Source organism: Pseudomonas paraversuta (assembly GCF_904063065.1).
Lineage (GTDB): Bacteria > Pseudomonadota > Gammaproteobacteria > Pseudomonadales > Pseudomonadaceae > Aquipseudomonas > Aquipseudomonas paraversuta.
Genome location: NZ_CAJFCL010000003.1, coordinates 539,663 through 565,255, shown reverse-complemented (window position 1 = coordinate 565,255; position 25,593 = coordinate 539,663). Strand labels below are relative to the sequence as shown.

The 25,593-nt window shown below is 59.3% G+C and carries 19 protein-coding genes and 1 pseudogene; 10 read left to right on the top strand and 10 right to left on the bottom strand.

What is annotated here, in order from left to right:
* Positions 1-25: 25 nt before the first annotated feature.
* From JQ845_RS08600 to tpx, 5 genes are all read right to left on the bottom strand, one after another.
* Positions 26-1,468, bottom strand: a complete 1,443-nt coding sequence (locus tag JQ845_RS08600) for an efflux transporter outer membrane subunit (protein ID WP_010656083.1) — start codon at positions 1,466-1,468, stop codon at positions 26-28.
* Positions 1,465-4,572: an efflux RND transporter permease subunit gene (locus JQ845_RS08595; RefSeq protein ID WP_203008879.1), complete on the bottom strand. Its 3,108-nt coding sequence runs from the start codon at positions 4,570-4,572 to the stop codon at positions 1,465-1,467. The genes JQ845_RS08600 and JQ845_RS08595 overlap by 4 nt, the downstream gene beginning before the upstream one ends.
* Positions 4,569-7,670: an MdtB/MuxB family multidrug efflux RND transporter permease subunit gene (locus JQ845_RS08590; RefSeq protein ID WP_003447603.1), complete on the bottom strand. Its 3,102-nt coding sequence runs from the start codon at positions 7,668-7,670 to the stop codon at positions 4,569-4,571. Before JQ845_RS08590 ends, JQ845_RS08595 begins: the two co-directional genes overlap by 4 nt.
* A complete protein-coding gene (locus tag JQ845_RS08585) occupies positions 7,667-8,968 on the bottom strand; it encodes an MdtA/MuxA family multidrug efflux RND transporter periplasmic adaptor subunit (RefSeq protein ID WP_029612455.1) in 1,302 nt (433 codons plus the stop codon). The genes JQ845_RS08590 and JQ845_RS08585 overlap by 4 nt, the downstream gene beginning before the upstream one ends.
* Before the next feature lie 281 nt (positions 8,969-9,249).
* Complete coding sequence (gene tpx / locus JQ845_RS08580; RefSeq protein WP_003447601.1) at positions 9,250-9,750, bottom strand: thiol peroxidase; 501 nt, start codon at positions 9,748-9,750, stop codon at positions 9,250-9,252.
* Between the two features lie 251 nt (positions 9,751-10,001).
* Between tpx and JQ845_RS08575 the strand changes: the two are divergent.
* From JQ845_RS08575 to JQ845_RS08565, 3 genes and pseudogenes are all read left to right on the top strand, one after another.
* Positions 10,002-10,792: pseudogene (locus JQ845_RS08575) on the top strand (hypothetical protein).
* A gap of 9 nt (positions 10,793-10,801) precedes the next feature.
* The gene (locus JQ845_RS08570) at positions 10,802-10,963 is read left to right on the top strand and encodes a hypothetical protein (protein ID WP_203008878.1); all 162 of its coding nucleotides are present in this window, start codon (positions 10,802-10,804) and stop codon (positions 10,961-10,963) included.
* Positions 10,960-12,399, top strand: coding sequence for a DUF1254 domain-containing protein (locus JQ845_RS08565; protein WP_203008877.1), 1,440 nt, complete (start codon positions 10,960-10,962; stop codon positions 12,397-12,399). The genes JQ845_RS08570 and JQ845_RS08565 overlap by 4 nt, the downstream gene beginning before the upstream one ends.
* A 75-nt stretch (positions 12,400-12,474) precedes the next feature.
* Here JQ845_RS08565 and JQ845_RS08560 read toward each other — a convergent pair whose 3' ends face one another.
* The gene (locus JQ845_RS08560) at positions 12,475-13,146 is read right to left on the bottom strand and encodes a DUF3313 domain-containing protein (protein ID WP_003447598.1); all 672 of its coding nucleotides are present in this window, start codon (positions 13,144-13,146) and stop codon (positions 12,475-12,477) included.
* Positions 13,147-13,461: 315 nt separating this feature from the next.
* Here JQ845_RS08560 and ccoN point away from each other — a divergent pair, with 315 nt between their 5' ends.
* The 3 genes from ccoN (at position 13,462) to tal (ending at position 16,258) form a co-directional block, all read left to right on the top strand.
* Positions 13,462-14,889, top strand: coding sequence for a cytochrome-c oxidase, cbb3-type subunit I (gene ccoN, locus JQ845_RS08555; RefSeq protein WP_003447597.1), 1,428 nt, complete (start codon positions 13,462-13,464; stop codon positions 14,887-14,889).
* 61 nt (positions 14,890-14,950) lie between these two features.
* A complete protein-coding gene (locus tag JQ845_RS08550) occupies positions 14,951-15,178 on the top strand; it encodes a hypothetical protein (protein ID WP_003447596.1) in 228 nt (75 codons plus the stop codon).
* A 156-nt stretch (positions 15,179-15,334) separates the two neighbouring features.
* Positions 15,335-16,258: a transaldolase gene (tal, locus tag JQ845_RS08545; RefSeq protein WP_010656088.1), complete on the top strand. Its 924-nt coding sequence runs from the start codon at positions 15,335-15,337 to the stop codon at positions 16,256-16,258.
* A gap of 129 nt (positions 16,259-16,387) precedes the next feature.
* Here tal and rfaD read toward each other — a convergent pair whose 3' ends face one another.
* Entirely contained in the window at positions 16,388-17,377 is a 990-nt protein-coding gene (gene rfaD, locus JQ845_RS08540) for an ADP-glyceromanno-heptose 6-epimerase (RefSeq protein ID WP_203008876.1), read from the bottom strand.
* A 568-nt stretch (positions 17,378-17,945) separates the two neighbouring features.
* Positions 17,946-19,223 carry a serine/threonine transporter gene (locus tag JQ845_RS08535; RefSeq protein ID WP_003447591.1) on the bottom strand — a complete coding sequence of 426 codons (1,278 nt, stop codon included), beginning with the start codon at positions 19,221-19,223 and terminating at the stop codon, positions 17,946-17,948.
* Between the two features lie 227 nt (positions 19,224-19,450).
* Between JQ845_RS08535 and JQ845_RS08530 the strand changes: the two genes are divergently transcribed.
* Both JQ845_RS08530 and JQ845_RS08525 read left to right on the top strand, forming a co-directional pair.
* On the top strand, positions 19,451-19,981 hold the full coding sequence (locus tag JQ845_RS08530) for a DUF4946 domain-containing protein (protein WP_010656090.1): 531 nt from the start codon (positions 19,451-19,453) through the stop codon (positions 19,979-19,981).
* 32 nt (positions 19,982-20,013) lie between these two features.
* The gene (locus JQ845_RS08525) at positions 20,014-20,667 is read left to right on the top strand and encodes an HD domain-containing protein (RefSeq protein ID WP_127196716.1); all 654 of its coding nucleotides are present in this window, start codon (positions 20,014-20,016) and stop codon (positions 20,665-20,667) included.
* Positions 20,668-21,171: 504 nt separating this feature from the next.
* On the opposite strand, the gene JQ845_RS08520 is transcribed toward JQ845_RS08525, so the two are convergent.
* Both JQ845_RS08520 and JQ845_RS08515 read right to left on the bottom strand, forming a co-directional pair.
* Positions 21,172-22,131, bottom strand: coding sequence for a quinone oxidoreductase family protein (locus JQ845_RS08520; protein WP_202210497.1), 960 nt, complete (start codon positions 22,129-22,131; stop codon positions 21,172-21,174).
* An 84-nt stretch (positions 22,132-22,215) separates the two neighbouring features.
* Positions 22,216-23,001, bottom strand: coding sequence for an AraC family transcriptional regulator (locus JQ845_RS08515; RefSeq protein ID WP_003447583.1), 786 nt, complete (start codon positions 22,999-23,001; stop codon positions 22,216-22,218).
* Between the two features lie 176 nt (positions 23,002-23,177).
* On the opposite strand from JQ845_RS08515, the gene JQ845_RS08510 reads away from it, so the two are divergent.
* Both JQ845_RS08510 and glgA read left to right on the top strand, forming a co-directional pair.
* Positions 23,178-23,624: a DUF411 domain-containing protein gene (locus JQ845_RS08510; protein ID WP_003447581.1), complete on the top strand. Its 447-nt coding sequence runs from the start codon at positions 23,178-23,180 to the stop codon at positions 23,622-23,624.
* Positions 23,625-24,021: 397 nt separating this feature from the next.
* Positions 24,022-25,590: a glycogen synthase GlgA gene (gene glgA, locus JQ845_RS08505; RefSeq protein WP_161719639.1), complete on the top strand. Its 1,569-nt coding sequence runs from the start codon at positions 24,022-24,024 to the stop codon at positions 25,588-25,590.
* Positions 25,591-25,593 lie beyond the last annotated feature (3 nt).

Here is a 25,593-nt window from a genome sequence, read left to right as displayed (position 1 = left end):
CTCGCTGCTGCAAGGTTCAGGCTGATTAGCGGTCCTGGCTTAAATCGGTATTGCCGTCCCAGCCACCACCCAGTGCGGCAATCAGTTTGACGCTGGCGATCAGGCGGCTTTGTCGCAAGTTGAGCACGTTACGCTCGGTGTTCAGGGCAGTGGCCTGGACCACCACAACGTCCAGGTAAGCGATCAGGCCGGCCTTGTACTGGTTGCTGGTCAGGCGTAACGACTCGCGGGCCGACTCCAGTGCCTGCTCCTGGACCACGGCCTCATCCCCCAGCACCTTCAGCTGCACCAGGTAGTTTTCCACTTCGCGCAAGCCATCGAGCACGGTCTGGCGGTATTTGGCCACGGTCTGGTCATACAGCGCCTCGTTACGGTCAACCTCGGCCGAACGCTGGCCACCATCGAACAGCGGCAAAGAGACTTTTGGCCCGACCGACCAGAAACGGTTCGGTACGCTGATCCAGTCCTGATACTGACTGCTGCTGTAACCGCCCTGCAGGCTCAGGCTGAAGTCGGGATAGTAAGCGGCTTTGGCCACCCCGATATTGGCGTTGGCGGCAATGATCGAGCGCTCCGCCGAGGCGATGTCCGGACGCCGCTCCAGTAACTGCGAAGGCAGGCTCAGCGGGATTTGCGGCAGCGCCGGAACGGTTGTGGTTTCAGCCAGGCTGAATCCGGAAGGCGCCTGCCCGGTCAGCACGGCAATGGCGTTCTCGAATTGCGCCCGCTGCCAGATCAGGTCGATCATGTTGGCCTGGGTGTTACGCAACTGGGTTTGCGCCTGGGCCACGGCGTCCTTGCCGGAAATCCCGGCCTTGTACTGGTTTTCGCTCATTTTCAACGAACGCTGATAAGCCTCGACCGTGGCTTGCAGCAGGCGTTTTTGCTCATCGATCACCCGCAGTTGCAGGTAGTTCTGCACCAGCTCCGACTGTTGGCTCAAACGCATGGCGGCCAGGTCGGCCAGGCTGGCCTCGGCACTGGCTTCGTTGGCTTCCAGCCCGCGACGCAATTTGCCCCAGACATCGGCTTCCCAGCTGACCCCCACCTGGGCGTTCAAGGTGTCGCGAATGCCGCTGCTGGAACTGGTCAGGCTGGAGTTGGAGCTACCGGTGCCCTGGCTGGAGCGGGTTTTGCCCACGCTCAAGTCGGCGCTTGGCAGAAAGGCCCCACGGGCGCTGCGCACCAGGGCCTGGGCCTGACGGAACTGGGCCTCGGACTGGGCCACTGTCTGGTTGCTGCTGTTGAGTTTCTCCACCAGGCCATTGAGCTGCGCATCGCCATACAGCTCCCACCAGGCACCACGGGCCAGCGCATCGCTGGGGTTGGCCCGGGTCCAGCCGGCAGCCTCTTTGTAATCCGCTGCTGCCGCCGATTCGGGACGCTGGTAGTCCGGACCTATTGCACAGGCGCTGAGCAACAAGCCAGATAACAGCAGCGGAGCGAGTTTAAGCAAACGAGAAGTCATAGCGGAGTGTCCAGAGCAGCATCAGTGCGCACGCCACGCCATTTGTTGAAACGATGGCGTGCGCGGTCAAGATAGAGGTAAACCACCGGGGTGGTGTAAAGGGTCAGGATCTGGCTGAAGATCAGCCCGCCGATAATGGTCAGGCCCAGGGGCTGACGCATTTCTGCCCCTTCGGCTGTGCTCAGCATGAGGGGCACGGCCCCCAGGATGGCCGCCAGGGTGGTCATCAGGATCGGGCGCAAACGTTGCAGGTAAGCGCTGCGAATTGACGCCTCGGGGCTGAACCCGGCGGTCCGCTCCAGTTGCAGCGCGAGGTCGATCATCAAGATCGCGTTTTTCTTCACCACCCCGATCAGCAGGAACAGACCCAGCAGGGAAATCAGGCTGAACTCGCCCCCCGTGAGGTAGATGCTCAGCAAGGCGCCGACCCCGGCCGAGGGCAGGGTCGAGAGAATGGTCAAGGGGTGGATATAACTCTCATAGAGAATCCCCAGCACCAGATACACCGCCAGCAGCGCACCGAGAATCATGAACGGCTGACTCTTTTGGGTGGCGGCAAAGGCATCGCCGGTGCCGGCCATTTTGGCAATCACGTCTTCGGGCAGGCCCAGCTTGGCAATGGCCCGCTCAATCGCGGCGGTGCCCTGCTCGGTCGATACCCCGGGGGCCATGTCAAAGGAAACGGTCTCCGAGGCAAACTGGCCTTCATGCTCCACCCGGTCGTCCTGCAGACTGTTCTCGTAATGGGCAATGGCCGACAACGGGATGCGCTGGCCTTCGGCAGTGATCACTTGCACCTGCTCCAGGGTTTGCGGGTCCTGGGCGTACTTGGGATTGACCTCCATCACCACCTGATACTGGTTCAGGCTGTCGTAGATAGTGGAAATCTGCCGCTGGCTGTAGGCGTTGTTGAGCACGGCGGTGACCATGTCCATGTCCACCCCCAGGCGCTTGGCCTGATCGCGGTCTACCACCAGCGTTACCTGCTGTGCGCCCCGTCCTTCACGGGCGTCGATGGCCGTCAGTTCGGGCAGGGCCTTGAGCGCAGCCACCACTTTCGGGTACCAGATGCGCAGTTCACCAAGGTCACCGCTTTGCAGGATGTAGGAGTACTGCGAACTGGTTTGCTCGCGTCCGCCGCCAAACTGCAGATCCTGGTCGGCCATCAGCATCAGGCGCCCGCCGGGTACTTTGGGCATGGTTTCACGCAGGCGTTCAATGACCTTCTGCGCCGAAATCCTGCGCTCGGAAATAGGCTTGAGGCGCACGATCATGATTGCGTTGTTGGTGCCGCCATTGCCGCCAATAAAGCCGGCAACACTCTCCACCGCCGGATCGGCCAGCACTGCCTTGCGGAAGATTTCCATCTTCGGCTGCATCACGCTGAATGACAGGCCGTCGTCACCGCGGACAAAGCCGATCAACTGCCCGGTGTCCTGTTGCGGCATGAAGGTCTTGGGCACCACCACGTACAGCGCCACGTTGACGCCAATGGTCACCAGCAGGCTCAACAGGGTCAGGCGCTTGTGGCGCAATACCCAGTCCAGGCTGCGGGCATAGCCGGCGACCATGCGCTCGTTAAGGCCCATGCTCCAGCGTTGCATGGCGTTCTCGGTACCCGGCACATGGGGCTTGAGCCAGCGCGCGCAGAGCATCGGGGTGAGGGTCAGCGACACCACCAGCGACACCACGATCGAGGCCGCCAGGGTGATGGAAAATTCACGGAACAGGCTTTCGACAATCCCCCCCATAAACAGGATCGAGAGAAATACCGCCACCAGTGAAACGTTCATCGACAGCAGGGTAAAACCGACTTCCCTGGCCCCCAGCATCGCCGCTTTCATCGGCGCAATACCGGCATCGATATGCCGCGAGATGTTCTCCAGCACCACGATGGCATCGTCCACCACCAGCCCGGTGGCCAGAATCAGCGCCATCAGCGACAGGTTGTTCAGCGAGAAGCCGTACAGGTACATGATGGCAAAGGTGCCCACCAGCGATACCGGCACCGCCAAGGTCGGGATCAGTGACGCCCGGAAGTTACCCAGAAACAGGAACACCACCAGAATCACCAGCGCCACGGCAATCAGCAGGGTCATTTCGGCTTCGTGCAGGGTGGCCTTGATCACCGGCGAGCGGTCCATGGCCAGGTTCAGTTTGACGCTGGCCGGCAACACCGCCTGCAGCGCCGGCAGTTGGGCCTTGATCGCGTTCACGGTCTCGATGATGTTGGCCCCGGCCTGGCGGTTGACCACCAGCAATACGGCCGCATCGTTGTTGAAAAAGCCACTGTTGTAGCGGTCTTCAACGCTGTCCTGAACCTTGGCCACATGGCTCAGGCGCAAGGCCGCGCCGTCCTGGTAGCGAATGATCAGCGGCTCGTAGTCCTTGGCCTTTTCCAGCTGGTCGTTGGCCTGGATCTGCCAGTTGCGATCGCCATCGGACACCGCGCCCTTGGGCCGGCGCACGTTGGCGTTGGCAATGGTATTGCGCACGTCGTCCAGGGCCACGCCGTACTGGTTGAGCAGTTGCGGCTCCAGTTCGATGCGCACCGCCGGCAGCGAGCTGCCGCCGATCTGCACTTCACCTACCCCCGGGACCTGGGACAGGCTCTGGGACAGGATGGTGGAGGCCAGGTCGTACAGCTCGCCCTTGGACAGCACGTCGGAGGTCAGCGACAGCACCATGATCGGTGCCTGGGACGGGTTGACCTTTTTGTAGGTCGGCATGCTTTTCATGCCGCTGGGCAACAGGTTGCGCGAAGCGTTGATCGCCGCCTGCACCTCACGGGCGGCGCCGTTGATATCGCGGTCCTGATCGAACTGCAGGATGACCCGGGTAGAACCCTGGCTCGAGCGGCTGCTCATGGTGTTGATCCCGGCAATCGCGCCGAAGGAACGCTCCAGCGGGGTAGCCACGGTGGATGCCATCACCTCGGGGCTGGCACCCGGCAAACTGGCCGAGACCACGATCACCGGGAAATCCATCTGCGGCAGCGGCGACACCGGCAGCAAGCCGAAACTCACCCCGCCCAGCAACATGATCGCCAGGCTCAGGAGCATGGTCGCGACGGGACGCTTGATGAACGGACCGGACAGGTTCATAGCGACGCCTGCTCGGGCGCAGCCGCATCACCCCGCCAGCGGCGGCCCAGGCGATCGAAGTACAGATAGATCACCGGAGTGGTAAACAGGGTCAGTACCTGGCTCACCAGCAGACCGCCGACCATTACCAGCCCCAAAGGCTGACGCAATTCAGCGCCCGAGCCGGTGGCCAGCATCAGCGGTATGGCGCCGAACAGCGCCGCCAGAGTCGTCATCAGGATCGGCCGGAAGCGCAGCAGTGCCGCCTGATAGATCGCTTGCTCGGGGGCCATGCCCTGATTGCGTTCGGCGTCGAGGGCGAAGTCGATCATCATGATCGCGTTCTTTTTCACGATACCGATCAGCAAGATGATGCCAATGATCGCAATCATCCCCAGATCATTGCCGCTCAGGATCAAGGCCAGCAAGGCTCCTACTGCCGCCGAGGGCAAGGTCGAGAGGATGGTGATCGGGTGGATATAGCTCTCGTACAGCACGCCAAGCACGATGTACATGGTCACCACCGCCGCCAGAATCAGCAGCAAGGTGCTCGACAACGAAGCCTGGAAGGCCTGGGCTGCGCCCTGGAACTCGGTCTTCACCCCCACCGGCATGCCGATGTCCTTCTGCACCTGATCGATCAACTCGACCGCTTGCCCCAGGGCCACCCCGGGCGCGAGGTTGAACGACACCATCACCGAAGGGAACTGGCCGATATGGGAGATCGCCAGTTGCGCCTGACGCTCTTCGACCTTGGCCAGGCTCGACAGCCGCACCTGGCCGCCATCGGTGGTTTTGACGTGGATCTGCTCCAGCGCCTGGGGGCCGATTTTCTCGCCGTCCCGGGCTTGCAGCACCACGCGGTACTGGCTGGCCTGGGTATAAATGGTGGAAATCTGCCGCTGACCGAAAGCGTCGTACAGGGCATCGGTGATGTTGGCCACCGACACCCCAAGGCGTGAAGCCGCATCGCGGTCAATCATCAGGTACACCTGCAGGCCCTTGTCCTGCAGGTCGCTGGCCACATCGGTCAACTCGGGCTGATTGTTCAGCGCCGTCACCAGTTTCTGGCTCCAGGTGCTGAGCATCTCGGCATCCGGCGAGGACAGGCTGAACTGGTATTGCGTACGGCTGACGCGGTCTTCGATGGTCAGGTCCTGCACCGGCTGCATGTACAGGCGAATACCCACCAACTGGTCGAGCTGCGGTTGCAGGCGCTCGATCACTTGCGAGGCACTTTCGCTGCGCTCGCTATGGGGCTTGAGGTTGATCAGCATGCGCCCGCTATTGAGGGTCGGGTTATCGCCGTCCACCCCGATGTAGGACGACAGGCTCTCGACATCAGGGTCCTGCAGAATGATCCGAGCCAACTCTTGCTGACGCTGGCTCATGGCACTGAACGAGATGGACTGCGGCGCTTCGGAGATACCCTGGATCACCCCGGTGTCCTGCACCGGGAAGAAGCCCTTGGGCACCACCATATACAGCACGACCGTCAGCGCCAGAGTGCCGATGGCCACCAGCAGGGTCAGTGGCTGATGCTTGAGCACCCACTGCAACATGCTGGCGTAGCGGGCGATCATCCAGTCGATGAAGGCGCCGCTGGCGCGATAGAAACGCCCCTGTTCTTCTTCCTTGGGCTCGGCTTTGAGCAGACGCGCACACATCATGGGCGTGAGCGTCAGCGAGACCACCAGCGACAGCAGAATCGCCACAGCCAGGGTGATCGCAAACTCGCGGAACAGGCGCCCCACCACGTCAGCCATGAACAGCAGCGGAATCAGTACGGCGATCAGCGACAGGGTCAACGAGATCAGGGTAAAACCGATTTGCTTGGCACCCTTGAGCGCCGCCTGCATCGGACTGTCGCCCTCTTCGATATAGCGCGAGATGTTTTCCAGCATCACGATGGCGTCGTCGACCACAAAACCGGTGGCGATGGTCAGGGCCATCAACGTCAGGTTGTTGATGGAAAATCCGGCCAGGTACATGACCCCAAAGGTGCCCACCAACGACAGCGGCACGGCAATCGAAGGGATCAGGGTAGCGCTGGCACGGCGCAGAAACAGGAACGTCACCATCACCACCAGCGCGATGGCGATCAGCAATTCAAACTGCACATCGCGCACCGAGGCACGGATGGTCTGGGTGCGGTCGGTGAGAACAGTGACGTCGATACCGGCCGGCAGGTTGTCGGTGATGCTTGGCAGCAGTGCCTTGATCCGGTCCACCACCTCAATCACGTTGGCTCCCGGCTGGCGCTGAATGTTCAGCAATACGGCCTGATTTTCATTGGCCCAGGCGGCGAGACGCTCGTTCTCGGCGCCATCGACAATTTCCGCCACATCCTTGAGCCGCAACGGCGCGCCGTTGTTGTAGGCGAGGATCAGCTCGGCGTATTCCTGGGGGGTCTTCAACTGGTCGTTGGCGTCCAGCATCGACACCCGGGTCGGGCCGTCAAAGTTGCCCTTGGGCTGGTTGACGTTGGACGCGCCGATCAGGGTGCGCACATCCGCCAGGTTCAAGCCGTTGGCGGCCAACGCTTCGGGGTTGACCTTGATCCGCACCGCCTGACGTTGACCACCGGCAATGCTGACCATGCCGACGCCGCTGATCTGGGCGATTTTTTGCGCCATGCGGGTGTCGACCAGATCATTGAGTTTGGGCAACAGCATGGTTTTGGAGGTGATCGCCAGCGTCAGTACCGGGGTGTCGGCCGGGTTGACCTTGTTGTACACCGGTGGCGCCGGCAAATCCTTGGGCAACAGGTTGCTGGCGGCATTGATCGCGGCCTGCACCTGCTGCTCGGCGACATCCATATTGATGTCGAGATTAAAGCGCAGGGTCAGCACCGAAGCACCGCCGGAACTGGTGGAAGCCATTTGCGTCAGGCCCGGCATCTGCCCGAACTGACGCTCAAGCGGTGCGGTCACCGCACTGGTCATGACATCCGGGCTCGCGCCGGGATACAGCGTCATCACGCGGATGGTCGGATAATCGACCTGGGGCAAGGCCGATACCGGCAGCAGGCGATAGGCGATGATCCCGGACAACACGATGGCGAGCATGCAGAGCGTGGTTGCGACCGGGCGCAGGATAAACAGCCGCGACAGATTCATTCGTGCGCCTTGCCCTTGACCTTGCCATCGGCCGTTGCATCGGCTTCAGGCCCGCCTTGCAGATGTTGCGCCGGGGTTGCCGGCACCTCGGCGCTGTCGTTGACCACTTCCACCGCGCCGCCATCACGCAGGCGGTCAGTGCCTTCAAGCACTACACGGTCGCCGGGCTCAAGACCTTCTTCGATCACCGTCACATCGCCATCGGTGACACCGACCTTGATGCTGCGAATCTTGACCTTCTTGTCGCCGTCCATCGCATAGACGAACGAACCGTTGGTGCCGTACTGAATCGCTGCGGTCGGGGCCAGGATCACGTTTTTCAGGGTGTCGGCCAGCAGGTGCACATTAACGAACTGATTGGGGAACAACACCTGATCACGGTTATCGAACAGGGCCTTGAATTTCAGGGTGCCGGTGGTGATATCAATCTGGTTGTCGATACTGCTCAGCACCCCTGTCGCCAGTTCCTGGGTGTCGCCGCGGTTCCAGGCCTGTACCGGCAATCTGGCGCCGCTGCGATAACGCTCAAGCACCAGTGCAAGGTCCTTCTCGGGCAAGGTGAAGCTGACCACAATCGGCTCGGTCTGGGTGATCACCACCAGCGCCGTGGTGTCGTTGGCTGCCACCAGGTTACCGACGTCCAGTTGGCGCAAGCCCACACGACCGGTGATCGGGGCGCGAATCTTGGTGAATTCAAGATTGAGCTTGGCGTCGTTGACCGCTGCCTGATTGGTCTTGACCGTACCCTGATACTGGCTGACCAGTGCCTCGGCGGTGTCCAGGGTCTGCTTGGCGATACTGTCTTCAGCGTACAGGCCGCGATAGCGCTGTACATCGACCTGGGCATTCTTCAACTGGGCCTGATTCTGCAACAGCGTGCCTTCGGCTTGCAGCAAGGCGTTCTGATAGCTGCGCGGATCGATTTCGGCCAACAGTTCGCCAGCCTTGACCATCTGGCCTTCCTTGAAATAGACCTTGACCAGCTCCCCTGCCACCCGGCTGCGTACATTAATGGTGTTGAGCGCGGTCACCGTACCCAGTGCCTTGTAGTAGACCGCAAAGTCACCCCGCGTCACGTCCGCCACCCGAACCGGCACCGCCAGGGTCGAACCGCCAAATCCGGGACGCATCATCCCCGACTTGCTGGTGTGCCCGGCGGGCTGAGCAGTGGCTGCCTTTTTCGAGGCGGATGGCCACAGCCACCAGCACAGGGCAACAACGATCAGCAGGACCAGCAGGCCAAACAGCCAGCGACGAGATTTGTGGGAAACAGACGATTGCATTGAATGATCAACCATTGGGCGGCGAGCGCTTATTATCAGGAGGCTGAAAGATAAGCAGTGCGCACGGTTATGAAAAGGTTCTTTACCGGGTATTTACGTTATAGCGCTGTCAAGGCCACGGGTTTGCCCCAGAATCCTGTGAATCGCCTGCCGGAGCAGTCGGAGCGGTTCGGTTTTAACCGACGGCTGTGACATTGACACTGGCCGGGCTCGACGCCTGCAGCGTTATTTGTAGCAGCCCACAAAAAAACGGCCGGGCATTAAATGCCCGGCCGTTTTTGCTGAAGCGTTGCGACTTACTTTAAAACAGCCAGGGCTGCTTCGTAGTTCGGCTCTTCAGCGATTTCTTTAACCAGTTCGCTGTGCAGCACGTTGTCGTTTTCGTCCAGCACTACTACCGCACGGGCAGTCAGGCCAGCCAACGGGCCGTCAGCAATTGCCACGCCGTAGTTCTCGATGAACTCACGGCCGCGCAGGGTCGACAGGTTCTGTACGTGTTCCAGACCTTCGGCACCGCAGAAACGGGCCTGGGCGAACGGCAGGTCAGCCGAGATGCACAGCACCACGGTGTTTTCCAGATCGTTGGCCTTGGTGTTGAAGGTGCGCACCGAAGTCGCGCAAGTTGGCGTATCAACACTCGGGAAGATGTTCAGCACTTTGCGTTTACCAGCAAAGCTGGCCAACGTCACATCGGACAAATTACCTGCTACCAGCGAAAACGCCGGCGCCTTGGAGCCTACTGCCGGCAGTTCGCCTTTGACTTGAACAGGGTTGCCTTTAAGCGTCACTTGAGCCATGAACGATGTCCTTCTTAACGGTTTTTGAAGAAGCCGGAGTTAAACACGAATCAGGCAGCCGACCTACGGCCCGCAGGTAAAATGTCATGGGCCGCGGAACAAAAAGACCGTGCCGGTACTGAAAAATTCCAAAAATGCCCAGCCTCGAGCAAAACAGTACCCGGCAGCAGACCCCGGGAACTGGCAGTCGCGCCATTTGCTGCTAGCTTCCTAGCGCTGCATTCTTAAGACTTCCAGGGAATTGGACGCTCATGGCTAAGACACACCTTGCTTCGGGACTCTTATTGACCCTGGCCCCTGTCACTGCTGCCCTGGCAGACAATCCCGATATAGCCAACAAAAGTAACAACCCCCTGAGCCTGGCCCCGGGCCTGAACCTGCAGGACTACTACACGCCCCGGGTGTACGACAGCAATATCCACACCAATGACGCCCTGCTGCGCGGCGCCCTGCCCGTCGCCCCGAACGACTTTATCGGCGTACCGCAACTGTTGCGTGCCACCCTGCCCATCAGCACCCGCCCCGACCCCAGGAGTGGTTACAGCACCGGTATGGGCGATCTCAACCTGTTCGATATTTTCCTGCTCAAGACCGATGGCGTGCAGTTGGGCATCGGCCCGCAAATTACGGCGCCCACTGCCGAGCATGACGAACTGGGCACCGGCAAATGGCAAGCGGGGCTGGCAGCGATTGCCATACCATAGATGCCTCACCCCGTGGCCTGCTGGGGGCACTGGTGCAGTATCAAAGCTCTTTTGCCGGTGACAGTGATCGCCAGCATGTCGAGAGCGCCACCTTCCAGCCGTTCATCATCCACAACCTGCCAAAGGGCTGGTACTTGCGCTCCACCGGCACCTGGACCTATGACCTGAAAAACAACACCCACTATATCCCCGTCGGCCTGGGTTTCGGCAAGGCATGGAAAGCCGGGGGCAACATCCTCAACGCCTACCTGGAACCACAATGGACAGTGGAACGCAAAGGCGATGACTTGCCGCAATTCACATTGTTCGCCGGCATTAATGTCACCTTCGGAAAATAAGGAAATTTCATGAATTCGCAGCTTCGTGCTTCTGGCTTCAGCGCCCGGCCCCGGGAGCACGCCCACGTCATGCTGGCCACTCCAGGCCTGGAACAGGGCAAAACCTTCGCCCAGACCGGCGCTTGCATCGATAAAAGCTGGAAACCCGATGACATCAGGTTGCTGTCATGAGCAGTCAATCCACAGTCAGGGACTTTGCCAGGTACCTCAAGCCCCCCGTTTATGCCCTGGCAGCCTGCCTGTCACTGATGACAACCCAGGTATCAGCCATGAACTTCAGCGCGTCGCCTGCAGAGGCCACAAGCATCGCCAGAGAAGCCTATGTGTATGGTTTCCCGGTGGTGGAGATGTACAAAACCCTCTACGCCCAGGCCGTGGACCAAGGCGGCAAGGACTTCAAGGCGCCGTTCAATGACATCGGCAACACCGCCATGGTGTTCAGCCCCAAAGACAGCGCTTTCGTGACCCCCAATTCGGACACGCCCTATTCATTTCTATGGATGGACCTGCGAGCCGAGCCGCTGGTGCTGACGCTGCCGGCAATTGAAGACGGTCGTTACTACTCCACGCAGTTGATCGACCTGTACACGCAAAACTTCGCCTACCTCGGTAGCCGTACCACGGGCAACAAAGGCGGGAACTTCCTGATTGTCGGGCCGGGCTGGCAAGGTGAGAAACCGGCCGGTATCGAGGCCGTGATTCCCAGCGAAAGCGAAATTGCCTACGGCCTGTACCGGACCCAGCTGTTTGATGAAAAAGACCTGCCCAGGGTCAAGGAAATCCAGCGCGGTTACACAGTGCAACCCTTGAGCCAGTTCCTCGGCCAACCCGCCCCGCCGCTGTCTGCAGCCATTGACTGGCCGGCCCCCGTGGCGAACATGAGTGACAGCCCCGAGCTGTTCAACTACTTGAATTTCATGCTCGCATTTGCCGAGCCGCAGCCCGGTGAAACGGCATTACGCGAGCGCTTCAAAAAAATTGGCATTGAACCGGGCCTGCCCTATGCAACGGGCCAGCTGTCCGCCGAGCAACGCAAGGCCCTGGAAGAAGGAATTGCAGCAGGTAAAGCCGAATTCGAGCAGTTCAAGAAAGAGCAGGTCGACACGCACAAGATCAGCAGTGGAGACCTGTTCGGCTCCCGCGAGCACTTGAAAAACAACTACCTGTACCGTTATGCGGGGGCCAATATGGGGATCTTTGGCAACTCTGCCGAAGAGGCCGATTACATCGGCTATTTCGTCGACAATCAGGGCCGCCCCCTGGACGGCTCCAGACAGCGCTATACCTTGCACTTTGACAAAAATGCCCTGCCCCCTGCCAACGCCTTCTGGTCGCTGACAATGTATGACGGCAAAAGCAAATTGCTGGTGGACAACCCGCTGGATCGCTACCTGATCAATTCGCGCATGTTGCCCGATCTCAAGCGCGACGCAGATGGCGGTGTGACCCTGTACCTCCAGCCTCAACCCCCGGCCGGGGATCTGCAAAACAACTGGTTGCCGGCGCCTGACGGGCCGTTTTACGGCGTACTGCGTATTTATATGCCCAAGCCTGAACTTGCCGACGGGCAATGGAAAATGCCCTTGCTGACACCTGTAGCACCCTGAGCTGTAACCTGCAGCACCCCGGCAAGCAGGGGTGCTGCAACTGTTTTGCCCGCACTCAGTTGCAGATCCCGGAGCTTACTGGCTCTTCAGTTTCAAATACGACTGATGAAGATCTGATGCCCAGCCATCTATCACTTTTTTCACATCGTCGGTCTTCATTTGCTGGCTGCTGTTCTCCAGCGGTTTGCCGGTGCCTTTGCGCACCACCTGCGCCACTACGTCCTGGCTCTGCCCGTCAATGAATACGGCTTCGGTTGCCAGCTGGGTTTCCTGATCGCGAATGCCCGACGCCGTACTGACCGCCGCCGCCACCAGCGCTACCGGAATATATTCGTAAGGTGCCAGGCTCTCGGTCTCGCTGCTCACGGCAGTGATCGCCGGTCGCACCACAATCACGCCCGGCCCGGGGGCGCTGGCCAGTGGCAATGATTTGCTGAGTTCACGCTTGAGTGCTTGATCGTAGTAGCGGGTAATGCCGTTCAACGTGCTTTGCGGGATCTTCTCCGTCGGCTTCGGCGCCGGGTAGAGCTGGCTTGGCTCGATATAGACGCTGGTGTACTGGTTAATATTCAGCTTGGGATCGATCCAGCGCATCACTTCGGCGCCCGAAGGCGATTTGGCTTCTTTAAGGCGACTGTAATCCTTCAAAAAACCGGAGTACTCATCCGGCTGCTGGACCTTGCTTGCACAGCCCACTACCCCGATCGAGGCAATACACAACGTACTAATCATCAGTCCGAGCTTCATTCTGTAACTCCTGTGGAGAACGTAACTATTTGTGTGCCGGATTTATGTATAGCTAATCTGCGGAAAAAGCGCTGCTTCGCCGACCAATTTTCCCGAGACACAGAGGGAAAACAGTACAGCTCAGAAGTATTTAAAAAATGTAAATCGGCTAAAAACCAGATCAGATTTTAAAAAACACTTTTAAATATGCCGCTAAATCTGCTCCGTATTAATTCTCCCCCCCTGAATCTGTCTTGTTTCCTGCCAACTTCCTAGAGTTCACCCAGCGCCAGACCACCAGGCCTGGCAGGACTTTGAACCGTGGAAGACTTGAGCATGAGCACAGCACTAAACGGGCAGGCCTATAACTATAAGGTCGTCCGCCAATTCGCCATCATGACCGTGGTGTGGGGGGTGGTCGGCATGGCCATGGGCGTATGGATCGCCTCGCAACTGGTCTGGCCGCAAATGAACCTGGATTTGCCCTGGACCACCTTCGGCCGCCTGCGACCGTTGCACACCAGCCTGGTGATTTTCGGCTTTGCCGGCAGCGCACAGTTTGCCGCCAGCTACTACGCGGTGCAGCGCACCTGTCAGGTACGGTTATTCTCGGACAAGCTGGCAGCCTTTACCTTCTGGGGCTGGCAATCGGTAATTGTGATCATGCTGGTCACCCTGCCGCTGGGCTATACCACCACCAAGGAATACGCCGAAATAGAATTCACCGGTGCCGTGTGGCTGACGGTGGTCTGGGTCGCCTACGCCATCGTGTTCTTTACTACCGTGGTGCAGCGCAAAACCAGACATATCTATGTCGGCAACTGGTTTTTTGGCGCCTTCATTCTGGTCATCGCCATGCTGCACGTGGTCAACCACCTGGCGATTCCGGTGGACTGGTTCAAGTCTTATCCCGTGTATGCCGGAGCCACCGATGCCATGGTGCAGTGGTGGTATGGGCATAACGCGGTAGGTTTTTTCCTGACCACCGGCTTTCTCGGGATGATGTACTACTTCGTGCCGAAACAGGTCGGCAGGCCGATTTATTCCTATCGCCTGTCCATCGTGCATTTCTGGGCCCTGATTACCCTCTATATCTGGGCCGGCCCCCATCACCTGCACTACACCGCACTGCCGGACTGGGCCCAGTCGCTGGGCATGGCCATGTCCATCATCCTGCTGGCTCCCAGCTGGGGCGGCATGATCAACGGCATGATGACCCTCTCCGGGGCCTGGCATAAATTGCGCACCGACCCGATCCTGCGGTTTCTGGTGCTGTCACTGGCGTTCTACGGCATGTCGACCTTTGAAGGGCCGATGATGGCCATCAAGACCGTCAATGCCCTGTCCCACTACACCGACTGGACCATCGGCCACGTCCATGCCGGGGCCCTGGGCTGGGTGGCGATGATCACTTTCGGCGCGCTCTATCACATGATTCCCAAGATCTTCGGCCGCGAGCAGATGTACAGCATCGGGCTGATCAACCTGCACTTCTGGCTGGCGACCATCGGCACCGTGCTGTACATCGCCTCGATGTGGGTCAACGGCATCACCCAGGGCCTGATGTGGCGCGCGATCAACGATGACGGCACCCTGACCTATTCGTTCGTGGAGTCGCTGAGCGCCAGCCACCCGGGCTACGTCGTACGTCTGGTGGGCGGGCTGTTCTTCCTCAGCGGCATGCTGTTGATGTGCTGGAACCTGTGGCGAACAGTGCGCGTGGCCGACCTCAAGCAAGCCGAACTGACAGCACAGATAGCCTGACCACCCACCCGATGCAGGTCGCCGGACCGGTATCGGGTGCTTTCGACAAGGAGTGCCGGACATGATCGAAATAGCCCTCAATAGCGCAGCCGTCATCAGCCTCTATTGCGCCATTAGCTGGTGTTTGAAACATAAAACCGCGACCGATATCGACGAAGCCAGCCTGATTCCCTTTGCCGACGACCCTGAAGTGGCGCGCCGGGTTGAACAGGCCACGGGCAAAACCATCAACGCAGTACAGATGAGTGAGCAAAGCCGCGAGCCAGACCGGTACACGCTGGAACTTTGAATCGAGGTAAATGGCTGCTGAGGCAGATTAAATCGCACGATCAGTTGCACTACCAAGGTATTCGGCGGCATTCTGCCAGCCTGGGTTTAACGAACTTTTGATCGACACCGCACTCAATCTTTACAGCCATTAACACCTTTTCCGACAGAGACGCTCATGACTTCCAAGCTGGAACAACTCAAGCAGTTCACCACCGTGGTCGCAGACACCGGCGACCTCGACGCAATTACCCGCCTCAAACCCGTTGATGCCACGACCAATCCATCCCTGCTGCTCAAAGCCGCAGCCATGCCGGGTTATGCCGAGCTGCTGAAAAATGCCATCGCCCACGCCAACGGTGATGTCGGCCTGGCCTGCGACCACTTCGCGGTCTCGGTGGGTAGCGGTATCTTGAAGGTCATTCCGGGCCGTATTTCGACCGAGGTCGATGCCCGCCTGTCGTTCGACGAATTTGCCTTGCTGAAAAAGGCCAACCAGTTGGTCGAGCTTTACGACAAGGCCGGCGTGGGCCGCGACCGGGTACTGATCAAGCTCGCTTCGACCTGGGAAGGCATCCGTGCAGCCGAAAAACTGGAAAATGACGGCATCCAGACCAACCTGACCCTGTTGTTCTCGTTTGCCCAGGCCGCAGCCTGTGCCGATGCCGGGGTGTTCCTGATTTCGCCGTTCGTGGGCCGTATTTACGACTGGTACAAGAAGTCCACCGGCATTGACTACACAGGATCCGATGATCCGGGTGTGCAGTCCGTGACCCGCATCTACAACTACTACAAAGCCAATGACTACAAGACCGTGGTCATGGGTGCCAGCTTCCGCAACCTGAACCAGATCGAACAGCTGGCCGGTTGCGACCGTCTGACCATCAGCCCGGACCTGCTGGAAAAACTGGCCCTGGACGAAGGCAAACTGGAGCGCAAATTGAGCCCTGGGCATCAGGGCGAACCGCGCCAGAGCCTGAACGAAGCGCAGTTCCGCTGGGCCTCGAACGAAGACGCAATGGCCACCGAAAAACTGGCCGAAGGCATCCGCCAGTTCGCCCGTGACCAGGAAAAGCTAGAGGCGTTGTTGACGGCCAGGTAATCCCGCAACAGACCGCGCAATGCCCGCTCCTACAGAAGCTGCACACAACCTGCAGGAGCGGGCCCAGCGACAGAAGCTGCGCTTATCTTGTGGGAGCGGGCTTGCCCGCGATGGCAGCCCCCCGGTAACTCAGCAAGTCAGCAGACGCCTGCAATACCCCTCCACTCCCGCCTCCAGCCCCGACATCGGTTCCTCATAACCCGCTTCACGCAGCCGGCTCAAGTCGGCGCAGGTGTAGACCTGATACTTGCCCTTGAGCTCTTCGGGGAACTCGCAGTAGCGCAACACCCCTTCAAGCACAGCCGTTTCCAGGATCAGGGAAGGTCGGCCCTGCGCTCCACGCAAACAGTTGATCGTTGCCAGCGCCAGCTCGTTGAATGAGCGGGCCACACCGCTGCCCAGATTAAAAATGCCACTGGTTTGCGGGTGATCCAGCCAGTGCAGATTGACCTTGACCACATCCTCCACCGAAATAAAATCACGCATGTGCCCGCCTGCCGGATAGCCGCCGTACTCACCGAACAACTCGACATGCCCGTGGTCGCGGTATTGATTGAAGCAATGCCGCACCATCGAAGCCATACGGCCTTTGTGTTGCTCGCGGGGGCCGAACACATTGAAGTAACGCAACCCCACCACCTGGCTGCGTGCCTTGCCCGACAATTGCCGCACATGCTGATCGAAGAGGAATTTTGAGTAGGCGTAGACATTCAACGGCCGCTCACACTCGCGAACTTCGCGAAAGTCCCGGTTGGCGCCATAGACCGCTGCCGAAGAGGCATAGATAAAGGGCGTCGCTTGCTCCTGACAGGCTTGCAGCACGTCACAGCTGTAGCGGTAGTTGTTCTCCATCATCAACCGGCCGTCACGTTCCAGCGTACTGGAGCACGCGCCCTGATGCAGAACGGCGCGTATATCGCCCAACTGACGATTGGAAAAACGATGCACGAACTCGCGTTTATCGATGTAGTCCGCGATATCGCAGTCCGCCAGATTGCGGCACTTGTCGCCATCGGTCAGATCGTCCACGGCAATGATGTCACGCTCACCGCGCCGGTTGAGTGCCTTTACCAGGTTACTGCCGATAAAACCGGCGGCCCCGGTTACGATGATGCTCATCTGTCACTACCTCCTGGAATATGGCTTGGGCTCAGGCTATGCCGGTGCGGGCCGACAGCCTTGATGCAGATCAAGCGCGCAAGTGAGTGACATAGCCGAAAGTGACATACGGCACAGGGACCACAGCGCCGAGATTCGATTGCCGCTCAACCATTCATTCGCCCATTCGCCCATTCGCCCATTCACGCATTCACGCATTCACGCATTCACGCATTTACGCATTCATTGTAGGAGCGAGCTTGCCTCGCGAGCTTTTCCTGCGCAGTCCTTCGAATCGCCAGAAGCTCGCGAGGCAAGCTCGCTCCTACAGACGCATAAGACGCATAAGACGTATGGATGTGTTACGCGGATCGCCGTAATAGCGCGCAGGCGCCGGCGCAGCCAGATCACCAACCAGCCGTATGGTCGCTATAGAGGGTATGAAGGTCTGCATGCAACGGCAGTGGGTTCGACGGGGATGGCCCACGGGAACCCTCGGTGCGCTTGCCAGACTCAAGCCTTGAACGGCTTGCGAGGGACAATCACCCGCCCGGCGCCGCCCGGAATGGCAGCGACGGGCGGAGCTGAATCAAGGAATCAGCGAGTAAACCAGCGACGAAATTGCCACCAGGCCAACGGCGGTGACAAACACGTTGGAGATCTTGCCCGAGTACTGGCGCATGGCTGGTACCCGACGAATCGCGTACATCGGCATCAGGAACAGGATGGCCGCGATCACCGGGCCGCCCAGGGTTTCGATCATTCCCAGAATGCTTGGGTTGAGCGTTGCTACTGCCCAGCACACTATCAGCATGAACGCTGCGGTCATGCGGTCCAGGGCTTTCGCTGCCGGGCGCTTGCCGGTCTTCAGGACCAGGCCTTTAAGACCTTCGCTGGCGCCGATGTAGTGACCCAGGAACGATTTGGCTATCGCTACAAAGGCAATCAACGGGGCGGCAAAGGCAATGGTCGGGTTGCTGAAGTGGTTGGCCAGGTAGGACAGGATCGACAGATTCTGCGCCTTGGCTTCAGCCAGCTGCTCAGGTGACAGGGTGAGCACGCAGCTGAAGACGAAGAACAGCACCATTGCCACCATCAACAGGTGGGCGCGGGACAGGATCTGCGAGCTGCGCTCATCGGCGTTCGCCCCATAACGGCGCTTCTGATCAACGGCAAAGGCCGAGATGATCGGCGAATGGTTAAACGAAAACACCATCACCGGAATCGCCAGCCACAAGGTGTGCAGCAATGCTGAAGGCGCCGGCAAGGTGCTCGCCGTGCTCAGAATCCCGCCATTCCAGTGGGGGATCAAAAACACCGCCAAAAACAACAGCGCGACAATGAACGGATAGACCATCATGCTCATGGCCTTGACTATCACTTGCTCGCCGCAACGCACCACGGCCAGCAGGCCGAGAATCAGCACCAGCGACAAAATCGCCCGGGGTGGTGGTGTGACATGCAGTTGATTGAGCATGAAGCTGCCGACCGTGTTGGTCAGGGCAACGCTGTAAATCAACAGAATCGGAAAAATCGCACAGAAATACAGCAGCGTGATCAATGCACCGGCCCGCAAGCCGAAATGCTCTTCAACAACATCCGTGATGTCAGAGCCTTCGCGTCCGGAGAGTACGAAGCGGGTCAAACCGCGGTGAGCATAAAACGTCATCGGAAACGCCAGCAACGCCAGAATCAGCAACGGCCAAAAGCCGCCAAGCCCTGCATTGATGGGCAAAAACAAAGTACCTGCGCCAATGGCCGTGCCAAACAGGCCCAGCATCCAGGTAGTGTCATGACGACTCCAGCGACTGAGGGTCGCGGGTGCCGCGTCAAAGCGTTCATCGACGCTGTTAGCCTGGTCATTCATCCGGTCGAATCTCCGCTAGCCGGTCGTTACCACGCAGCCGGGGCGGACAAAACACACCTTACAGACAACGCCCCGGCCGTAAGAAGGGCGCGATTCTCCGGGATTAGTCATAAGAAGCAAAGGTTTAGCTGAGCAATGGTACAAATGATCTTCCATCCCAAAGCAAGAGCTGGACACTAATTGATACACTATGCTTGCCATGAAACCGCCCTAAAGGCCTGTCGCCCATGACTTTTTCGCACCGTTACACCGCACTCATCGGACTTCTCGCCGCCCTTTCGCTGCCGACGGCGAATGCCGAAAGTCTGACGATTACCTGGCCCGGCGACTGGGAGGTGCAGGCCGTGCCACCTGCCCCCGATGACAATGGCCAGCGCCAGCGGGCGGTAAAAAATGACCCCAACGGTGATCCGTTGATGGTGATGGAGCTTACCCAGACCACATTGGCTCCTGACCACAAGGTCAATATGGAAGCGGTACTGCTGCAGATGCGCAAGACCTTGCAGAAGAACTTCGCCGGCGCCGGCTACCAGAGTGCCTGTAACAAAATTCACAGCAGCACCCTGGGCGGTCTGGAGGCATTGGAAACCACCTGCAAAATCACCCAGAACGGCAACCACGTGATCACCCAGACCCTGGTCGCCGCCACCCATGACAGCAACGCCTATGCCCTTTCCTACGCAGGTCCTGCAGACGGCTACAAAGCCAACGAAGCTGAAGTACTGGGGATCCGTGCCAGCCTGCGTCTGGCGCAATAAGCCCTTTACCTGTCCGGACCGGAGCCTGCCCCGTGAACACTCAGCCATTCTTTCCCTTTCAGGCTCTGGCCGACACCTTGCAGGCCTGGCTGGCGGAGGACAACGGGGACGGCTCCCACGATCTGTCACATATCCACCGTGTGTGGACCAATGCACAAGTGATTCAGGCCAGGGAAGGCGGCGATCTGGAAATTCTCCTGGCCGCCACCCTTCTGCACGACTGCGTGGCAGTGGAAAAGGATTCGCCTTTACGGGCGCAGGCCTCAACCCTGTCTGCGAATAAAGCCGCGACCATCCTGACGGGGCTGGGCTGGCCCGAGTCGCGAGTGAACGCAGTGGCCCACGCGGTACAGACCCACAGTTTTTCCGCGGCACTGACGCCCGCCACCCTGGAAGCAAAGATACTGCAGGACAGTGACCGCCTGGATGCCATCGGCCTGATCGGCGTAGCACGCTGCTTTTATGTATCGGGAAGAATGGGGTCGGCGCTGTATGACTTCACAAACCCGCAGGCGACGGGACGCGAGTATCAGGACAAGCGTTACACCCTCGAGCATTTCCATACCAAGTTGCTCAAGCTGGCGTCAGGTTTTCAAACCCCGGAAGGTGCGCGACTGGCAGCCATCAGACATAAGCGCCTTGAATGGTTTGTGCAGGATTTCATGGATGAAATAGCCGGCCTGTAGGAGCGAGCTTGCTCGCGAGCTGTTGCAGCCTCAAATACCGCAGCGAAAAGATCGCGAGCAAGCTCGCTCCTACAAGAATTTCACCAACCCCTCCCTCTGTAGGAGCGAGCTTGCTCGCGAGCTGTTGCGGCCTTAGATACCGCAGCAAAAAATCGCGAGACAAGCTCGCTCCTACAAGAATTTCACCAACCCCCGCCTCTGTAGGAGCGAGCTTGCTCGCGAGCTGTTGCGGCCTCAGATACCGCAGCAAAAAATCGCGAGACAAGCTCGCTCCTACAAGAATTTCACCAACCCCCCGCCTCTGTAGGAGCGAGCTTGCCTCGCGAGCTGTTGCGGCCTCAGATACCGCAGCAAAAAATCGCGAGACAAGCTCGCTCCTACAAGAATTTCACCAACCCCCGCCTCTGTAGGAGCGAGCTTGCTTGCGAGCTGTTGCGGCCTCAGATACCGCAGCGAAAAATCGCGAGACAAGCTCGCTCCTACAGGGTTTGGCCGGCAGTGCGCCTACGGGATCAGCACCACTTTGGCGCAGGTCCCTGCATTGACCTCGGCATAACTGCTCAACCCGTCTGCCAACCGCGCTTCTTGCAGCCCACGGGGCACGGGCAGCAGGCCCTGGTCGAAATACTGGCCAAATTGATCAAGCATCCGGGCGCACTCGCCACAGCTGTAAAGCAGCGAGTTAACCCCGATCAACGTGCCGCCCTTGCGATACAGCGCCAGCGCCGGCAAGTGCACATGGCCGTCCAGTGGTGCAGCAATGAAGGCCACACGACCAAAAATCCGCAACGCCGCAACGGTCGCTGGCAGCCAGTGCCCGGTGGTGTCGAATATGACTTCAGCACCATCGCTGAACACTGCGCTGACCTGAGCGGCCAGATCTTCGGGCTTGCCCAGCACAATCACTTCAATCCCTTGCTCCCGTAGCACTTGAGCCTGGTCAGGGCGCCGCACCGCAGCCAGCACCCTGGCACCGAGTACTTTCGCCAGCGCAATGGCGGCACTGCCTACAGCACCGTTGGCACCGATCACCAATAAACAGGTATCTGCCCCTACATCACTGCGCTGTAGCGCATCCCATGCCGTGGTATAGGGCACGCCCAGGCTGGCGGCCTGAACAAAGCTCAATGTGCGGGGCTTGAGCGCGACTCCCGCAACCGGCAAGCGCAAAAAATCCCCATGGGAACCATCACCATAGAAGCCCAGTTCCTGGCCGGTACCCCATACCTCCTGCCCCACCAGCGCCGCTGGTCCCTCGACAATCACCCCGGAAAAGTCACGCCCCGGAATACGCGGCAAGGTGGTGTAGGGGAAACGCCCGAGCACATTCTTCACATCGCTGGGGTTCAGGCCGGCCGCCTTGACCTGCACCAGCACCTCGTCTGCACCGGGTACGGGGGTTGGCACTTCAACCAGGGTCAGTGCGGCCAGATCGCCGGTTCTGGAGAATTGCAGTGCTTTCATGCTCAGCCCTCTGGGTGGTGTATTGATGCCCCCAGTGTATGACCGACAGCCGACAGGTATCGGCCAAAGCCTTCTGCCTATCGGTCAAACCGCCGTTGCTGCGCCCTGGCGCAGTGCATATAACGAAGGACTGACCCCCAACTCGCGTCGGAACATGTCGCTAAAACTGCTGGGGGAATAGCCCAGCGAGCGTGCGACCTGGCTGACACAAGTCCCCTGAATCAGTTCGGCAGCTGCGGTCGCCAGTTGCACCTGGCGCCGCCACTGCGCAAAGCCCGTACCCAGTTCCATCTGAAACAGCCGCGCCAGGGTACGGACACTGGCTCCGGCGTTCTGCGCATGTTGCTCGAAGGAAATATCCAGGGTCGGGCTGGCCATTACCGACTGGCACAGGTTCAGCAGGCGCCGGTCAGGTGTATCGGGCATCGGCACCCTGAGCAAGGTACGCCCCGCGCGTTGCAACTCGAGCAGCGTCAGATTGAGCACAGCCTCGGTGTAGGACGATTGCCCAGCAGCCTGCTCCACCAGATTGATGATCAATTCGCGCAGCAAACGTCCGACTTCAATCACCTGCACGGTGCTGTCCAGAGTGCTGGCCAGTGCCGGAGGCAGATAGATATTGCGCATCTGCAAGTCCGAGACCACCCGGATCCCGTGGGGCACCCCCGGCGGTAGCCAGACCGCCCGTTGTGGCGGAACCGCCAGGGCTTCCTCCGGGGTGTCGACCCACATCACCCCGGACATGGCATATAACAATTGGCCCCATTCATGCTCATGGGGATCAATGTATAAACCACGCGGATAGGTACGGGCCAACGGCTGAACCGGCACGCCGGGATCAGACAAATCAGGCGGGACTGCAAGTGCCATGAACTGAAGACGTCAGAAAAGTGAAGAGCCATGGTAGCCAAGCTGCTGCTCGACAACCAGACTGAGGTCTTGAATGCACCAAAAATGCCCCTACCTGACAAAATCGTCATCTTGTTATCAGCTGCCTGACAGTGCCCGGCACTCAGGCTGAAACTTTTTGGATTAAGAGAAACCCGATGAAAACCCCATTGCGTCTTGTCGCCCTTTCGGCCCTGTTGCTGACCTCAATGGCACAGGCTGCCGAGCAACTGACCATCGATGTTCACCGCGATGCCAATTGTGGCTGCTGCAAAACCTGGATCTCCCACCTGCAAGCCAATGGTTTCAAGGTCAATGACCATGTTGAAGCGGACATGAGCAGCTTTAAACAGCAGGCTGGCGTAGAGCCGCGACTGGCTTCTTGCCACACCGGCATGATCAACGGCAAGTTCGTGGAAGGTCATGTGCCGGCCGATCAAGTGGTCGCCCTGAGCAAACGCAACGACCTCAAGGGTATTGCCGTACCGGGCATGCCGGTGGGTTCCCCGGGCATGGAAATGGGCGACCGCAAGGATGCCTACCAGGTGATAGGCCTGCGGAACGACGGCAGTGATGAGGTCATTGCGCAATATCCGGGCAACTGACCCCCTGCCTGCGCAAACGCACCGAACAGGTGCGTTTGCGGACAAGACCGCCTGGCTGCCAGGACTTACCGCTCAGCCGAATCCCCACCTTATGGCGCTTATTTCAGGCACCTGTCCCACAGCCTCCCGGCATCCCTCCTACACTTGAGGCTGTCGCAATTGCGACGCTTGATTTTCGCGCTTAAATAAACCGAACCTTCTGCATTGGCTACAGGTCAAGTTAAAGGCAAGTCACCCTTTGTGGTGCATTCCTTGCAGCGATCTGTCAGCCGACTGCGCGCCCATGGCTTCGGTGGTCAACCGCTTAACAATCTGGAGTTGAATGTCGCCCCTGAGGAAATGATTGTTTCCCTGCCGGACAGACAAAGTGAATCTATAAGTACAAAGGGAGAGAGTCATGATCAGTGCTGCTGCTTCCCAACAAGATGATCGGCTTGACCCGCAGGCCTCCAATCTGATTTCACTGTCAGATTCAGGCCCTGCAGGGAAGGCAGTACTGCCGGCAGGAAATGCCAACCCCAATAAAAAGAAGGTGCTGTTTGTCACATCGGAACTGGCCGATCTGGTTAAAACCGGCGGCCTTGGAGATGTATCCGCCGCACTGCCCCGGGCCATGCGCCACCTGCATGATGTGCGGGTCCTGATTCCGGGCTACCGCCAGGTGCTAAACAGCGACAATCCGATCCATATCATCGGCGAACTCAGCGGTCACGCAGCCTTGCCCCCATGCAAGATCGGGCGCATGGACCTCAAGGACGGGCTGGTCATCTATGTACTGATCTGCCCCGAACTGTATGAGCGCGAAGGCAGCCCATATGGTGCCAACAATGGCCGTGACTGGCCGGACAACCATATCCGCTTTGCCCGCCTGGGCCTGGCTGCGGCCGATATTGCGGCCAATCTGGCACAAATTCACTGGCAGCCCGATCTGGTGCATGCCCATGACTGGCCGGCCGGGCTGACACCGGCGTATATGCATTGGCGCGGACAGCGCACCCCCACCCTGTTCACTATCCACAACCTGGCCTATCAGGGTGTATTCAGCCGGGCCTGCTGCCCCGAGCTGGCCATTCCGGACCATGCCCTGCAACAGGACGGTATGGAGTTTTATGGCAAATTGTCATTTCTCAAGGCCGGGATGGCCTATTCGAGCCATATCACCACCGTCAGTGCCACCTATGCCGCCGAAATCACCACCCCCAGCTTTGGTTGCGGGCTTGATGGTTTCCTGGCCAGCAAAACCCAACAGGGCCTGCTCAGCGGAATCCCCAACGGCATTGATGAAAGCTGGGAGGCATCTACCGATCCGCATCTGGTCGCGCCGTTCAGCATTGGCGACTGGAAGGGCAAGGCCCTGAACGCCGATCACGTGCGCAACCTGTTTGGCCTCACACCATCCAAAGGCCCCTTGTTCGCCGTGGTGTCGCGTCTGGTGTACCAGAAAGGGCTGGACCTGACCGAGGCCGTGGCGGCGTATATCGTCGCCTCGGGCGGGCAGATTTGCATCATAGGGCGCGGCGAACCCGAAGCAGAACAGGCCATGCGCGACCTGGCCCTGCGCTTTCCCGGACAGGTCGGCGTGCGCATCGGATTCAACGAAACCGACGCCCGCCGCATGTTCGCCGGCAGCGACTTCTTATTGATGCCCTCGCGCTATGAACCTTGTGGCTTGAGCCAGATGTACTCGCAACGCTTCGGCTCGCTGCCCGTGGCGCGCAATACCGGCGGCCTGGCTGACACCATCGACGATGGCGTGACCGGTTTCTTGTTCGATGAGTCCACTGTCCAAAGCTACCAGCAGGCCCTGTGCCGGGCGTTCAAGGTGTTTGCCTACCCGGGCCTGCTCAATGCCATGCGATGCCGCGCCATGACTGCGCCGTTCAATTGGTGCAAGGCCGTGGAACCCTACGCCGAACTCTATGAACAATTGGTCAGCACGTCTCTGAGCAACGCCGGCAAATTTTAAAGA

What these genes read in the sequence shown, in the direction of transcription:
- JQ845_RS08600 (WP_010656083.1), bottom strand. Translation starts at nt 1,468, where the DNA reads ATGACTTCTCGTTTGCTTAAACTCGCTCCGCTGCTGTTATCTGGCTTG.
- JQ845_RS08595 (WP_203008879.1), bottom strand. Translation starts at nt 4,572, where the DNA reads ATGAACCTGTCCGGTCCGTTCATCAAGCGTCCCGTCGCGACCATGCTC.
- JQ845_RS08590 (WP_003447603.1), bottom strand. Translation starts at nt 7,670, where the DNA reads ATGAATCTGTCGCGGCTGTTTATCCTGCGCCCGGTCGCAACCACGCTC.
- JQ845_RS08585 (WP_029612455.1), bottom strand. Translation starts at nt 8,968, where the DNA reads ATGGTTGATCATTCAATGCAATCGTCTGTTTCCCACAAATCTCGTCGC.
- tpx (WP_003447601.1), bottom strand. Translation starts at nt 9,750, where the DNA reads ATGGCTCAAGTGACGCTTAAAGGCAACCCTGTTCAAGTCAAAGGCGAA.
- JQ845_RS08570 (WP_203008878.1), top strand. Translation starts at nt 10,802, where the DNA reads ATGAATTCGCAGCTTCGTGCTTCTGGCTTCAGCGCCCGGCCCCGGGAG.
- JQ845_RS08565 (WP_203008877.1), top strand. Translation starts at nt 10,960, where the DNA reads ATGAGCAGTCAATCCACAGTCAGGGACTTTGCCAGGTACCTCAAGCCC.
- JQ845_RS08560 (WP_003447598.1), bottom strand. Translation starts at nt 13,146, where the DNA reads ATGAAGCTCGGACTGATGATTAGTACGTTGTGTATTGCCTCGATCGGG.
- ccoN (WP_003447597.1), top strand. Translation starts at nt 13,462, where the DNA reads ATGAGCACAGCACTAAACGGGCAGGCCTATAACTATAAGGTCGTCCGC.
- JQ845_RS08550 (WP_003447596.1), top strand. Translation starts at nt 14,951, where the DNA reads ATGATCGAAATAGCCCTCAATAGCGCAGCCGTCATCAGCCTCTATTGC.
- tal (WP_010656088.1), top strand. Translation starts at nt 15,335, where the DNA reads ATGACTTCCAAGCTGGAACAACTCAAGCAGTTCACCACCGTGGTCGCA.
- rfaD (WP_203008876.1), bottom strand. Translation starts at nt 17,377, where the DNA reads ATGAGCATCATCGTAACCGGGGCCGCCGGTTTTATCGGCAGTAACCTG.
- JQ845_RS08535 (WP_003447591.1), bottom strand. Translation starts at nt 19,223, where the DNA reads ATGAATGACCAGGCTAACAGCGTCGATGAACGCTTTGACGCGGCACCC.
- JQ845_RS08530 (WP_010656090.1), top strand. Translation starts at nt 19,451, where the DNA reads ATGACTTTTTCGCACCGTTACACCGCACTCATCGGACTTCTCGCCGCC.
- JQ845_RS08520 (WP_202210497.1), bottom strand. Translation starts at nt 22,131, where the DNA reads ATGAAAGCACTGCAATTCTCCAGAACCGGCGATCTGGCCGCACTGACC.
- JQ845_RS08515 (WP_003447583.1), bottom strand. Translation starts at nt 23,001, where the DNA reads ATGGCACTTGCAGTCCCGCCTGATTTGTCTGATCCCGGCGTGCCGGTT.
- JQ845_RS08510 (WP_003447581.1), top strand. Translation starts at nt 23,178, where the DNA reads ATGAAAACCCCATTGCGTCTTGTCGCCCTTTCGGCCCTGTTGCTGACC.
- glgA (WP_161719639.1), top strand. Translation starts at nt 24,022, where the DNA reads ATGATCAGTGCTGCTGCTTCCCAACAAGATGATCGGCTTGACCCGCAG.